General features: G+C 65.3%; 9 protein-coding genes. 4 read left to right on the top strand and 5 right to left on the bottom strand.

Annotated elements, in window-relative coordinates; genetic code table 11:
• Together KLP40_RS02550 and pulA are read left to right on the top strand one after the other, a co-directional pair.
• Positions 1–852, top strand: coding sequence for an MIP/aquaporin family protein (locus tag KLP40_RS02550; protein WP_215592024.1), 852 nt, complete (start codon positions 1–3; stop codon positions 850–852).
• Positions 853–958: 106 nt separating this feature from the next.
• Complete coding sequence (pulA, locus tag KLP40_RS02545) at positions 959–2,953, top strand: type I pullulanase (protein WP_215592022.1); 1,995 nt, start codon at positions 959–961, stop codon at positions 2,951–2,953.
• A gap of 192 nt (positions 2,954–3,145) precedes the next feature.
• Here pulA and KLP40_RS02540 read toward each other — a convergent pair whose 3' ends face one another.
• From KLP40_RS02540 to ruvX, 4 genes are all read right to left on the bottom strand, one after another.
• Positions 3,146–5,473, bottom strand: a complete 2,328-nt coding sequence (locus KLP40_RS02540; protein ID WP_215592021.1) for a patatin-like phospholipase family protein — start codon at positions 5,471–5,473, stop codon at positions 3,146–3,148.
• A 409-nt stretch (positions 5,474–5,882) separates the two neighbouring features.
• Positions 5,883–6,860, bottom strand: coding sequence for a zinc dependent phospholipase C family protein (locus KLP40_RS02535; protein ID WP_246558607.1), 978 nt, complete (start codon positions 6,858–6,860; stop codon positions 5,883–5,885).
• 155 nt (positions 6,861–7,015) lie between these two features.
• On the bottom strand, positions 7,016–7,615 hold the full coding sequence (gene def, locus KLP40_RS02530) for a peptide deformylase (RefSeq protein WP_215592020.1): 600 nt from the start codon (positions 7,613–7,615) through the stop codon (positions 7,016–7,018).
• Positions 7,612–8,022, bottom strand: coding sequence for a Holliday junction resolvase RuvX (ruvX, locus tag KLP40_RS02525; RefSeq protein WP_215592019.1), 411 nt, complete (start codon positions 8,020–8,022; stop codon positions 7,612–7,614). Before ruvX ends, def begins: the two co-directional genes overlap by 4 nt.
• Before the next feature lie 422 nt (positions 8,023–8,444).
• On the opposite strand from ruvX, the gene KLP40_RS02520 reads away from it, so the two are divergent.
• Positions 8,445–10,127, top strand: coding sequence for a S41 family peptidase (locus KLP40_RS02520; protein ID WP_215592018.1), 1,683 nt, complete (start codon positions 8,445–8,447; stop codon positions 10,125–10,127).
• 228 nt (positions 10,128–10,355) lie between these two features.
• On the opposite strand, the gene KLP40_RS02515 is transcribed toward KLP40_RS02520, so the two are convergent.
• Entirely contained in the window at positions 10,356–11,336 is a 981-nt protein-coding gene (locus KLP40_RS02515; RefSeq protein WP_215592017.1) for a transglutaminase-like domain-containing protein, read from the bottom strand.
• A 312-nt stretch (positions 11,337–11,648) separates the two neighbouring features.
• Between KLP40_RS02515 and KLP40_RS02510 the strand changes: the two genes are divergently transcribed.
• On the top strand, positions 11,649–12,854 hold the full coding sequence (locus tag KLP40_RS02510) for a homogentisate 1,2-dioxygenase (RefSeq protein ID WP_215592015.1): 1,206 nt from the start codon (positions 11,649–11,651) through the stop codon (positions 12,852–12,854).
• The last annotated feature ends 160 nt before the right edge of the window (positions 12,855–13,014 follow it).

Below are 13,014 nucleotides of genomic sequence, written 5' to 3'. Positions count from 1 at the left end.
ATGGCTTCAACCCCTCCCGATACCTTTTGGCGCCGGCTGGTCCGGGCCGGCCGCCGGCACTGGCCGCACTACCTGGCCGAAGCCGCGGGCCTCGGGTTTTTTGTGGTGTGCGCGGGGCTGCTCACGGTACTGCTGGAACACCCGGCCTCCCCGCTGGCGGCCGTGGTGCCGGCCAGTGCACTGCTGCGGCGGGCCTGGCTGGGAGCGGGCATGGTGCTGGTGGTGGTGGCCATTGTGTACAGTCCCTGGGGCCAACGCTCGGGCGCCCACATCAACCCGGCCGTGACGCTGGCCTTCTGGCAGCTGGGCAAGGTAAGCGCCACCGATGCCCTCTGGTACGTGCTGGCTCAGTTTGCGGGGGGCGTGGCCGCGGCGCTGTTGCTGCAACTGAGCCTGGGCACCCACTGGTATGGCCACCCGGCCGTGGCCCACACCCTCACCCAGCCCGACCCTGCCCGGGGCGGCTGGCCGGTGGCCCTGGGGGCCGAATTCGTTATTTCCTTTATCATGATGATGGTGCTGCTCCTGGCCCTGCACTCGGCCCGGCTAAAGTCCTTCACCGGCTGGCTGCTGGGGTTGCTGCTGGCCGTCTACATCACGTTCGAGGCCCCGCTTTCGGGCATGAGCCTGAACCCGGCCCGCTCCCTGGGCACGGCCGTGGCAGCGGGCAGCTACACGGGGTTGTGGGTGTATTTTCTGGCCCCGCCGCTGGCTATGTGGCTGGCCACGGTCGTTTTTCGCTACTTCCACCACGGCGAAGACCTGGCCGGCGCCATCCTGGCCGGCTGCGACCCCGCACCCGTCTCACCCCACGCGCCCGGCCAGGAGCCCCCCCACTACCCCGACGAGTAGCCTGGGCTAAGTAGCCGGGCAGGCGGCCTGCCCGGATGTCTCCGTCCGGGACGGTCTGTTTTACCGACCTTCGCCGACCTTCCGACTCCCGTTTATTGCCTGCTGCATGACTGTCCGCCTGCTGACCGCCCTGTTCCTGCTCCTGATGCTGACTACCTGCCGCACGGCGCTGGTGCCCGACGCGTACGAAGCCTACCCCACCTACTCCGGTCCCGATCTGGGGCTGACCTTCGTGCGGGGCCAGGCCCGGCTGCGGGTGTGGGCGCCCACCGCCGAGCGGCTCCAGCTCAAGCTCTACGCCGCCGGCACCGGCGGCGCGCCCGTGGCCGAGTACGCCATGCAGAAATCAGCGGGCGGTACCTGGACCTACGCGCTGCCGGCCCGGCCGCCGGGACAGTTTTACGTGGTGCAGGCCACCATTAAAGGCCGGCAAATGGCCGAGGTGCCCGACCCCTACGTGCACGCCGTGGGCCTGAACGGGCAGCGCGGGGCCCTGCTCGACCCGGCCACCGTGCACCCCGCCCAGTGGGAGGACGACCGGCGGCCCAGGCTCGGCCAGGCTACCGACATGGTGATCGGGGAATTGCACCTGCGCGACGTGTCCATGAGTCCGACTTCCGGGATTGAGCAGAAGGGCCGGTTTCTGGGGCTGGCCGAATTGGGCACCACCGGGCCCGGAGGCGTGAAAACCGGCCTCGACCACCTGTCTGAGCTGGGCATCACCCACCTGCACCTGCTGCCCACCAACGACTTCGCCTCCCTCGACGAAAGCCAGCCGGGCCGCTACAACTGGGGCTACGACCCGCTGCACTACTCCGTGCCCGAGGGCTCCTACGCCGCCGACCCCGCCGCCCCCGCCGCCCGCATCCGGGAACTTAAGCGCCTGGTGCAGCAGCTCCACCGCCGGGGCCTGCGCCTGGTGCTCGACGTGGTGTACAACCACACCGCCGACGCCGCCCGCAGCTCTTTCGAGCAGCTGGTGCCCGGCTACTACTACCGCCACCGCCCCGACGGCTCCCTCTCCGACGCGGCGGCCTGCGGCAATGAGGTGGCCTCCGAGCGGCCCATGGTGCGCAAGCTCATCGTGGAATCGGTGGCCTACTGGGCCCGGGAGTACCACGCCGACGGCTTCCGCTTCGACCTGATGGGGGTGCTGGATCTGCGCACCATGCGGGCCGTGCGCGTGGCCCTGGATGAGGTCGACCACAGCCTGTTTGTGTACGGGGAGGGGTGGACGGCCGGGGCCAGTCCGGTGTCGGAAACCCAACGGGCAGTGAAGGCCAACGTGGGCCGGCTCGACCGGGTGGCGGCTTTTTCGGATGAGCTGCGCGATGGGGTGAAGGGCCACTACGCCCGCCACCGGGAGCCGGGTTTCGCCAGCGGGCAGCCGGGCCTGGAGGAGAGCGTGAAGTTCGGCATCGTGGCCGCCACCCGCCACCCCCAGCTCGACTACGCCAGGGTAAACTACTCCCGCGCGCCCTGGGCCAGCGCCCCGGCCCAGTGCATCAACTACGTGGCCTGCCACGACGATATGGTGCTCTGGGATAAGCTGCTGGCCGCCGTGCCAGGAGCCGCGGAGGAGGAGCGGATCCGTATGGACGTGCTCAGCAACACCATCGTATTCACCTCCCAGGGCGTGCCGTTTCTGCCCATCGGCGACGAGTTTCTGCGCACCAAAAACGGCTCTCATAACTCCTACAACCTGCCCGACAGCGTCAACCAAATCGACTGGGCCCGCAAGGTCCGCTACCAGCGCGTGTTTCAGTTCTACCGCCAGCTGATTGCCCTGCGCAAGGCCCACCCGGCCTTCCGGCTGCCCACGCAGGCCCTGGTTGCGGAGCATCTGAAGTTTCTGCCCGGCCTGCCCGCCTCCACCATCGGCTACCAGCTCCTGGGCCACGCCGGCGGCGACGCCTGGGATACCATCACGGTGCTCTTCAACGGCCGCCGCCAGCCGGCCCGCCTGCCCGTGCCCGCCGGCCGCTATTCGGTGGTGCTGAGCGGCCTGGAAATTAACCCCGCCGGCCTCCGCCCGCTGGAGGTGGCCGGGGAGGCCGCCGTAGAAGTGCCCGCTTCGTCGGCCCTGATTCTGGTGCAGTAGCGCTGGAGTGGTGAATGGTCTTTGCGAGTGCAGCGAAGTACTCCTTCTTTCGCGCAGCGCAAAGCCCGGAAAAGCAAAAAGCCCCTGACGTCCGCGCTGGCGTCAGGGGCTTGTGATTTGGTCAGGATTGCGTGCCTGGAAATGGACGGATTGCGTCGCTGCACTCGCAATGACCCCTCACTATCTCACTGCTTAATCCAGCGCCCGGTCGCGGAAGAGCACGTAGCCGATGTGGGCGAATACGCCAAACCGCTTGTTGGAATCATCATAGTGAATGACTTGCAGGGCGGCCGGTCCGACGGGCGTCTGGTACACGAGGCCGGTCATGGCCGTGAGGTAGGGGCGGCTCACGGCCGGTCCGCGGGTGGGCAGCAAAGGGTTGGCGTCCTGGCGCTGCCAGCCCCGGAACAGGGTGTGGGCGTACACTTCGGTGCGCCACTCCAGCGAGCCGGCAATGGCCCGGACGTAGCGCAGACCCACCGCCGCGAAGGCCGTGCCCCGGTAACGGTCCAGGAACAGGGTGCGCGAGTCGGGCAGGGGCAGGAAGGCGGCGGCCGACGTGAGCGAGGAGCGGTAGGTGGCAAACGAGCCCTGGGTGCTGAGCTCCGACTCAATCAGGTAGCCCCAGGCGTGCACCGGCGTGCCCACCGAATCCGTCTTGTTGAAGGTAAAGTACTGCTCGTTGTAGAGACCCAGCTTCACCCAGTTGTGCTTTTTGGTGCGGCCGGGCAGGTCGTTGGCGGTACTGCCGGGGTCGTATTTTTCCTCGGCCGTGACGCCGCGCAGCCCAAACTCCACGCGGCGGCCGCTCACGGCGTACTGCCGGCGGTTGAGGGAGTTGCGCTCGAAGCTGGCCGCCACCGTCAGGCCCTGGAGCCGGCTCTGGTCGAGGCGGGCGTCGCTGTTGATGTTGTCGGTGTTGGCAAACCGGTCGCGGTTCGTGAACACGCCCCCGCTCAGAATGTAGCGGCTGCGGTAGTTGGGGCTGATGCCCACCTGCAGGTAAGTTTTGAAATCGCGCTGCTGAATCTGGGTGTTCTGGGCCGAGGACCCGAGCAGGCCGCCGGTATCCTGGTAGTTGAAGTTGTTGAACGTGATGACCGGCTCGAAATACAGCGGTGTGTTGCCCGGCACGCTGATGCGGAACGAGCCCCGGGCCCCGTTGTAAAAGCGCCCGATGGTGACGTCAGCCTTCACCGTGTAGAGGTAGCGGTTGAGGTAGCGGTAGCCCACGCCCAGGTAAAAGTTGCTCATCGAGCGGGTCGAGAGCAGCACGCCCAGGTCGGTGGTGAGGTTGCTGTTCTGGCGGGCATCCACGCCCAGCACGTAGCCTTTCCGGGCCTTATCGTACTGAATGCGCGGGTACACGTTGTTGAAAAAGTCGTTGTTGACGAGGCGGTAGTAGCCTTCCTCCACGTCGCCGGGGGTATAGCTGGAGCCGGAGCGCTGGAAGAAGCGGCGCACAAACTCCTGCTGCTCTTTCGGGATGCCCTGCACCGTAATCTGGCTGAACTCCGGCTTGGGCGCCCGCTCCTGAAACGCCTGCCGACGGGCCTGCAGGGCCACCGTATCCTGGCGGCGCGGAATGCGCTGGCGCAGCAGTTCCAGCTTCTCCTGCGCTGCCTGGGTGCCCAGTTCCACCAGTTGCCTGGCCTTGCCGAAATCGGCCGCCGTGATGTCGCCCAGGTTGGGCTGAATGAAGATGCCGTTCTTGCCCACCGAGGTGGTATCGGCCACATTGGAACCCAGAAACAGCAGGGTGCTGGTCAGCAGCTCATCGTCCCGTTCTTTGGGATACTTGTTAAACGCCACGTCGCCCACGTTCACTCCAATGATAACGTCGGGGCGAAACTCGTCGCGCATCACGCCGGTGGGGAAGTTATCGACCACGGCCCCGTCGAAGAGGTAGCGGCCGTCGGGCTGGCGGATGGGGCGAAAGGCCAGCGGGAAGGCCATGGAGTTGCGCACGGCATCGGAGAGCGAGCCGCTGCGCTGAATCACCTTCTCGCGGGTGAATACCTCCGAGGCCACGGCCCGGTAGGGCACCAGCAGGTTATCGAAATTGTAGTCGGCAATGGCGCCGGCCGGCGCCAGCATGGTGGCCAGCACGTAGTTGAGGGTCACGTCGTTCACCAGGCGGGGCGTTACGCGGGCCTTGAGGGTGGAGTCGACGGCCAGGCGCAGGTGTAGGGCGGCGGGGGTGGGGTCGGCGTCGTAGTAGTTGTACACCTTGCCTTCGAGCGGGTCGCCCGACACCCAGGTCTGGAATTCGGGCTTGAGCACGATTTCCTCAATCTGCTCGGGCGAGTAGCCGGCCGCGTACATAGCGCCCACGATGGCGCCCATGCTGGTGCCCACGATGTAGTCAATGGGGACTTGGTTTTGCTCCAGCACCTTGAGCACGCCCACGTGGGCCAGGCCTTTGGCGCCGCCGCCACTGAGCACGAGGCCCACTTTCTGAGCATGGGTATCGGGCCGGCACAGGCACAGCAGCAGGAGTATGTAGTAGAGTTTGCGCATATAGTTCAGCAAGGGAAAAACAGGGGTATCCGCGGGGGCGGGGCGCGTTTCCTACGCAAGGGCCGGGGGCAGGTTGTCTGCCCGGCCGGGGCGAGGCTACGGTTGGGCTTAATATGACTATTTTGTCGGCGAAAGTGCCGGATTACGTGCCCGCCGGGCTCATCATTTCCGGGAAAACGGCGTACGCCGCCACCGGCCAGGCAAAACCCGGTAGGTGATTCCCCGGGCCAGCTTATCGGTTCTGAACACGTACACGGCGCTGCAAAGAACGGCGGCGGCGGCCAACTTCCCACCCGCCTGAGGGATACACAGAACCGGACCTCCTCGAAGGCTACACCGGACACGTTCCTTCGCCCTGCCCAGAATAGCAAAGTACTTACCGTCCTCGGGCTGCGCCCCTTTTTATTACTCACTCCTCGTGCCCGGCGGCGGCCCGGGCGGGGGCGGCTTCGAGCTGTTTGGCTTCGAGGGCCAGGCGCTGCTGCTCTTTTTCGGAGGGCGTGCGGGGCAGGGCGCTCAGGTCGGGCTGGCCGGCGTCTACCCAGGCCGTGTACCAGAACGCGCCCACCAGACGCACGGCCAGCCGCAGCTGCCGCTCCACCTGCCCGCTCAGGCGCTGGTGGTAGGCGCGGGCGAAGTCGCGGGAGTAGGTGCGTACCGTGAGGTTGCCGCGCTGCTCGAAGCCGTACCTGCGGTCCTCCGGCATCTGCTGGCTCAGCTCCCGTTCAAAGGTCAGCACCGAGTCGACGGCGGCGTGGGAGCGGGCCACGGTGGCCCAGACAACGTCGGTGGGGCGGTCCAGATAGGGCGCGGGGCCGGTGAAGAAATCGTAGCCGCTGCTCAGCAGCTCCGGCAGGCGGCTTTCCCAGAAGCCGTGAATGCCGCGCTGGCCCGTGAGCTGGCCGTTGTAGTTGCGGGTGGTGTGCAGGGGCACGCAGGCGTCGGCAATGTAGTGGCCCAGGTCGGCGGAGAGGTGCAGAATCCGGTCGGTGTCGTGGGCCTGGAAGGCGGCCGTGAGCTGGCCTTTCATGCGCGCTACCTGCCAAGGCACCACGCCGTGGCGCAGCAGCGAATCTTCACCCAGCAGGGCCACCGCGTCGGGGTAGGAGCGGGGCAGCTTGTAGGCGGCCGAGTCGCCGTACACGTCCAGGTCGAGGAAGTGGCGGGGCGCTTCGCCGGGCACCACGGTGCGCCGCGAGTCGGGCCGGGTGGCGTTGGTGGTCAGGTAGTCGATGTTGGCCTTGTAGAAGCCCACCATCTCGGGCGGCAGCGTGAACACGGCCAGCCGGTTGATGAGCCGGTGCGCAAAAAAGCCCCAGGCCCGGCCCGGGGCGGGCAGCAGCAGCAGGGCCAGGAGCATAGCGGGGCCGGCGGAGCGAATCGTCATAACGGGATAGATAAGCTGATAGTCAGCAATATAAAAGGTTTCTCGATGCTGCCAAATCCCCGGCCGTACAGCCGGCCCGCCACCGGAGTACAGCCCAAAAAAACGGCCTTTCCGAAGAGGAAAGGCCGCGGGCTTTTAGACTGTATCTGGTCCGCTTACCGCCGGCCCTGGCCCACGAAGCGCATGCGGTAGTCGGCGTCCACGTCGCCCTTGCTGATGCGGGCGAGCTTGCCCTTGAGCAGCTGTTTTTTCAGGCCCGAGGCATAATCGGTGAACAGCACGCCTTCCAGGTGGTCGTACTCGTGCTGAATCACGCGGGCGGTGAGGCCGGTGAAGGTTTCCTCGTGCACCTGGCGCTGCTCGTCCTCGTAGCGCAGCACAATGGTGCCGTGGCGCACCACCTTCTCCCGGATGCCGGGAATGCTCAGGCAGCCCTCCTCGAAGGCCCACTCCTCGCCGGTTTCGCTTACCATAACGGGGTTGATGAAGGCCCGCTTCACGGGCGCATCCGTCGGCACGTCCACAATCGGGTTGCCGTCCTCATCCTCGTCGAGCATGGGGGCTGAGTCGATGACGAACAGGCGGATGCTCTTGCCAATCTGGGGGGCAGCCAGGCCCACGCCGTGGGCGTGGTACATCGTCTCGAACATATTGGCGATGATCAGCTCAAGCTCGGCGGCCGGATACTCGGCGGGCAGGGGTTTGGCGAGGGTTTTAAGTACCGGGTCGCCGAAGGCAACAATGGGGTAAATCATCGGGATTCGAGGAAAGATTGCAAAATGATGGTGGCCGCCACCTTGTCCACGGTGGCTTTGTCGCGGCGGTCCTTCTTGCCCAGCCCGCCGGCCAGCATGGCCGCGTGGGCCATGCGCGAGGTGTACCGCTCGTCGATTTCGTGGACCGGCACTCCGGGGAACTCCTTGCGCAGGCGGCGCAGCACGCCCACCACGGCACTGGTGGCATCGGTGGCCTCGTTGCTGAGCGTGCGCGGCATGCCAATGACCAGGGCCGCCAGCGGCTCGCGCAGGTGGTAGGCCTTCAGGTAGGCCAGCAGGTCCTGACTGTGAATCGTGTCGAGGGGCGTGGCGATGAGCTGGAGCGGGTCGGTGACGGCCAGGCCCACGCGCTTGTGACCGTAGTCGATGGCAAGAATACGGCCCATCGCGAGAAAAACAGAAAAGAAAGCCAAGCGGCGGCCGTTCAACGGGTTAGCCAAAGCCGCGGCCCAAAGATACGACACCCGTTCCGAAAGCGGATACCCGGCGGCGGCGGCGGCGGCCGGTAGCAGCGTGGCACCGGGCGTTCAGCGCCAAAACCCGGCCGTTGGGCGAGATCAGACGGTCTTTTTAAAATACTATAATAATCTTTGCAGGGTGCTCAGAGTCAGGCGGTTTTCAGCTACTCCGAAGGGCCTTTGGGGAGCTGCAATTTATCTTCGACTAATAAAAAATTGCACTGTTATTCGAAAATGCCTATACCTCTATGTGTGGGGTGGGTTTCTTGGAAAAGTTTCAATAGTTTTGAAGACCTGTCTTCTCCCCGGATTGCTGATTATCGGTTGAACAACTACTCTCTCAACGCTTTATGACCACCGAGCCGAACGACTCACCCCGCCCGGCCCAGGAATCCACGCCGCGCATTTCGCGGTGGCAGGTGCGCCAGCCCTGGCTGCTGGGGCTGGTGCTGGCCTGTGGCATTCTGGTGGGGGCCAACCCTTTCCGGCCGTCCGACCAGAACCCCGACCTCACGGCCCGCGGCTACTTAAAGTTCAAAGAAATCCTGAGCTACGTCGACCGTGACTACGTAGACTCGGTAAATGCCGAGGAGCTCTCGGATTACGCCATTGCCCGCATGCTGGAGCGCCTCGATCCGCACTCGGTCTTCATCCCGGCCAAGCGCCAGCAGCAGGCTTCCTCGTTTCTGCAGAGCGACTACGACGGCATCGGCGTCGAATTCAACATCTTCCGCGACACCGTGACGGTGGTGGCCCCCATCAGCGAAGGTCCCGCCGAGCAGGCCGGCCTCCAGCCCGGCGACCGGATCCTGACTGTGAACGGCCAACCCGTGTCGGGCGTGCATTTTACCACCGAGCAGCTCTTTGGTAAGCTCCGCGGCCCCCGGGGCAGCGCGGTGCAGCTGCAGGTGCTGCGCCACGGTCTGGCCCGGCCCATCGGCGTGCAGGTAACCCGCAACCGCATCCCGAATACTTCCGTGGACGTGGCCTACATGGTGGACAACCAGACCGGCTACATCAAGGTGAGCCGCTTCGCCAGCGGCACCTACGACGAGTTTAAGGCCGCCCTGGGCGATTTGCGCCGGCAGGGCCTCACCCAGCTGGTGCTGGACTTGCGCGGCAACCCCGGCGGCTACCTCGACCGGGCCACCAAGATGGCCGACGAGTTCATCGGGGGCACCAAGAAAATTGTGTACACCGACGGCAAGGGCGACCAGTACGATTCCCAGACGTTTTCGCGGGTGGCCGGCGAGTTTGAGGAAGGCGCCCTGGTGGTGCTCGTGGACGAAGGCAGCGCCTCGGCCGCCGAAGTGCTGGCCGGGGCCCTCCAGGACCACGACCGGGCCCTGCTGGTGGGCCGCCGCACCTTCGGCAAGGGCCTCGTGCAGCAGCCCATTGCCCTCAACGACGGTTCCGAGCTGCGCCTGACCATTGCCCGCTACTACACGCCTTCGGGCCGCAGCATCCAGAAATCCTACGGCCACGGCCTGGCCGAATACGAAAAGGACCTCCAGAACCGGGCCGACAACGGCGAGTATTTCCACGCCGACAGCATCCACTTTGCCGACTCCCTGCGCTACCGCACGGCCCACGGCCGCACCGTGTACGGCGGCGGCGGCATCATGCCCGATATGTTCGTGGCCCGCGACACCTCGGCCCAGTCGGCCTACTACCTGCGCCTGCAGAGCCTGAATCTGGTGCGCGAGTACAGCCTGAGCTACTACCAGGACCACAAGGAGGAGCTGGACGCGCTCCGCTTCGAGCAGTTCAACGAGAGCTTCCGCATTACCGATACCCAGCTCCAGCAGCTCGTGGCCCGGGCCAGCCGCGACGGCCTCGCGCCCAACACCGCCGGCCTGCGCCGCTGCGCCCCGCTGCTGCGCACCCAGCTTAAGGCCCTCATTGCCCGCAGCGCCTACGGCAAAGCCGCCTACTTCCGGGTCCTGAACCAAGACGACGCCGAAATGCAGCAGGCCCTGCACGCCATCCAGACCCCCAACAACCCACTCATGCTGAGCCTGCTGGGCCAGTGAGCTGATTGTTGTCCAGGGGTAAAGACGCAACATGTTGCGTCTTTACCCCTGGACAGTAGCCTGCAAACCGCCATGAGTACACCGATAAGCTGGCGTGTAGCAAAAAGAGCTGCAGCAATTTAATTTGCTGCAGCTCTTTTTGCTACACGCAAACCGGTTCACGGCACCGTTACGCGGCGCGGTTCCGCTTGGCGGCTGCGCGGCCGTAAGTCTGGCGCCCGGGCCGGGTTACTTTGCGGCCTTGTCCTGGAAGCGGAAGGTGTGCTGTACGCCGGCCAGGAGCTGGCCGTCGGCTTCGGCGTAGGGGTAGATAAAGTAGTTGAGCGGGGCGGCCTGTTGGCGCGGAGTCAGGGTCAGGTCGCGGCCCCGGCTGAATTCGAGGCGATTCTCGTCGTGGGCGCCGAAGAAGTAGTTGCGGCGGGCGGGGTTTTTAGCGGCTTCGGAGGCGTCGATAGGCACCCAGCCGGTTTCGGAAGTGAAGAACTCGGCCCAGCAGTGGTAGCCTTTCACTTCGGCCGCGCCCCGCTCGGGCGGCAGCGGGAAGCCGATGCTGAAGCGGGCCGGAATGCCCAGGGCCCGGCAGTAGCCGATAAACACGGCGTGGAAGTCGGTGCAGTTGCCGCGGCGGGTGTCGCAGGCGTAGTAGATGTCGCCCCGGCCCCAGCCCTGGCCGGTTTTGTCGTAGCTGACGGTGCTCACCACGTGCTCGTAGATGGCGCGGGCCTTTTCGAGGTCGGTTTTCGCCCCGGCCCTGGTTACCACTTCGGTGGCCCAGAGGCGGATTTTGGGGTCGAGGGGCACGAGGTTGTCGGGGGCCAGCCAGCGGCTCAGGTTGGGGTCGGCTTTTTCCTTAGCCGGGCGCTGGCCTGTGCCAAGGCTGGGCGTGAGGTGCTCCCGGCGGGTGGCGTCGAGGCGCATCGTTACCTGAAACCCCTGCAGGCTCGCGCCCGTGGCCCGCAGGTGCAGGATGCGGTTGCCGTACTCGCCCGTCTGGATATCGTAGGGCACCGGGGCCGTTACCCGCAGCCCCCGCACCTGCTGCGAGGTATCGTCGTGGGGCACCGGCAGCCACACATCCACGGCCCGGGTGCCGGCCGGGGCGGCGGGCACCAAGGCCGTGTACTCGAAGGAGAACGTGCGGGTGCGCGGGACCGGGGCGGCCTCCGCCGGGGCCAGCAGCGCGAGTAAGGGCAGCAGGAAAGACAGCATGGGGCAAAGGTACCGCGTAATTGGTGGGGAGGTGGTGGGGAGGATAGGGTAAGAACGTCATTCCGAGCGGAGCCGAGGAATCTCGCGTGCTGATGTTGATAAAGTAATCCTGTCGTTGAGTTACCATTACAACGTCAGCACGCGAGATTCCTCGGCTGCGGCTGCGCCTTCGCTCGGAATGACGTTCCTTTCTCTGACAACCAACAACCAACAACCAACAACCCACAACCCAAAAACACCCCACGGAGAAACTTTGTACCTTCACCACCCGGCATTGCTGCTTGTTTCCCACCCGAAATTTCCACCCCCGTTATGCCTTTTTATCAACGCTTAGGTCAGATTCCGCGCAAGCGGCACACCCAGTTCCGGCAACCCGACGGCTCGCTCTACCACGAGCAGCTGGTGGGCACGCTGGGCTTCCACGGGGTGTCGTCGCTGCTCTACCACCGGCACGCGCCCACCGAAATCCGCAAGGTGGGCGAGGCCCGGCCCTTCGCCCCCAAGCTGCTCAAGGACCGCCCTCTGGCCCCCGCCCACCTGCGCACCCTGGGCCAGACCAGCACCGGCGGCGACTACCTCCAGGCCCGCCAGACCCTGCTCGGCAACGCCGACGTGACCATGAGCATCTGTAATCCCACGGAGCAGCGCATGGACTACTACTACAAGAACGCGCTGGCCGATGAGGTGATTTTCGTGCACGAGGGCCGGGGCGAGCTGTGGAGCCAGCTGGGCAAGCTGGCCTTCGAGCCCGGCGACTACATCGTTATTCCGCGCACTATCATCCATCAGCTCCACTTCGAGGAAGGGCCGGTACGCCTGCTCATCATCGAGTCGTTCAGCCCCATCGAAACCTGCCGGCGCTACCGCAACCACTTCGGGCAGTTGCTGGAACACGCGCCTTACTGCGAGCGGGACTTCCGCGGTCCTTCGGAGCTGATTGAGGGCGACGTGCGCGAGTCGGGCGAGTACGAGGTGCGGGTGAAAAAGGACGGGCTGCTCCACTCCCTGGTTTATGGCCACTCGCCCTTCGACGTGGTGGGCTGGGACGGCTACTTCTACCCCTACGCCACCAGCATCCACGATTTCGAGCCCATTACCGGCCGCATCCACCAGCCGCCACCCGTGCACCAGCAGTTCGAGGGCCAGAACTTCGTCATCTGCTCCTTCGTGCCGCGCCTGTTCGACTACCACCCGCTGGCCATTCCGGCCCCCTACAACCACTCCAACGTCGATTCCGACGAGGTGCTGTACTACGTGGCGGGCAACTTCATGTCGCGCAAGGGCGTGGATCTGGCCTCGTTTACCTGGCACCCCAGCGGCATCCCGCACGGCCCGCACCCCGGCACCGTGGAGGCCAGCATCGGCAAGAAGGAAACCCACGAGTTGGCCGTCATGCTCGACACCTTCCGGCCCCTCTACCTCACCGAAGCCGCCCTGGCCTACGAGGACGAGAAGTATCCCTACAGCTGGCAGCCCGAAGCCCACAACCCGCCCAAAGCGGCGGATATGATGGACTAGCGGGGAAATGGGGAGGTGGTGAAATAAGGAGTTTGATGTTCTGTGGGCTCTGAATGCGCTATTTGTGCAAAAAGGGTTCTGGACCATCAAACTCACCATTTCACCACCTCACTATTTCACTGCTAGCCCCTCCCATCCGCCCGGACATCCTTTTCGTAGA

The organism is Hymenobacter piscis (genome assembly GCF_018760735.1).
Taxonomy (GTDB): domain Bacteria; phylum Bacteroidota; class Bacteroidia; order Cytophagales; family Hymenobacteraceae; genus Hymenobacter; species Hymenobacter piscis.
This window is presented reverse-complemented; position numbering and strand designations above follow the sequence as displayed.

Excerpts from the sequence above, each read along its gene's own strand:
- KLP40_RS02520 (WP_215592018.1), top strand. The coding sequence starts at position 8,445 with ATGACCACCGAGCCGAACGACTCACCCCGCCCGGCCCAGGAATCCACG.
- KLP40_RS02515 (WP_215592017.1), bottom strand. The coding sequence starts at position 11,336 with ATGCTGTCTTTCCTGCTGCCCTTACTCGCGCTGCTGGCCCCGGCGGAG.
- KLP40_RS02550 (WP_215592024.1), top strand. The coding sequence starts at position 1 with ATGGCTTCAACCCCTCCCGATACCTTTTGGCGCCGGCTGGTCCGGGCC.
- ruvX (WP_215592019.1), bottom strand. The coding sequence starts at position 8,022 with ATGGGCCGTATTCTTGCCATCGACTACGGTCACAAGCGCGTGGGCCTG.
- pulA (WP_215592022.1), top strand. The coding sequence starts at position 959 with ATGACTGTCCGCCTGCTGACCGCCCTGTTCCTGCTCCTGATGCTGACT.
- KLP40_RS02535 (WP_246558607.1), bottom strand. The coding sequence starts at position 6,860 with ATGACGATTCGCTCCGCCGGCCCCGCTATGCTCCTGGCCCTGCTGCTG.
- KLP40_RS02510 (WP_215592015.1), top strand. The coding sequence starts at position 11,649 with ATGCCTTTTTATCAACGCTTAGGTCAGATTCCGCGCAAGCGGCACACC.
- def (WP_215592020.1), bottom strand. The coding sequence starts at position 7,615 with ATGATTTACCCCATTGTTGCCTTCGGCGACCCGGTACTTAAAACCCTC.
- KLP40_RS02540 (WP_215592021.1), bottom strand. The coding sequence starts at position 5,473 with ATGCGCAAACTCTACTACATACTCCTGCTGCTGTGCCTGTGCCGGCCC.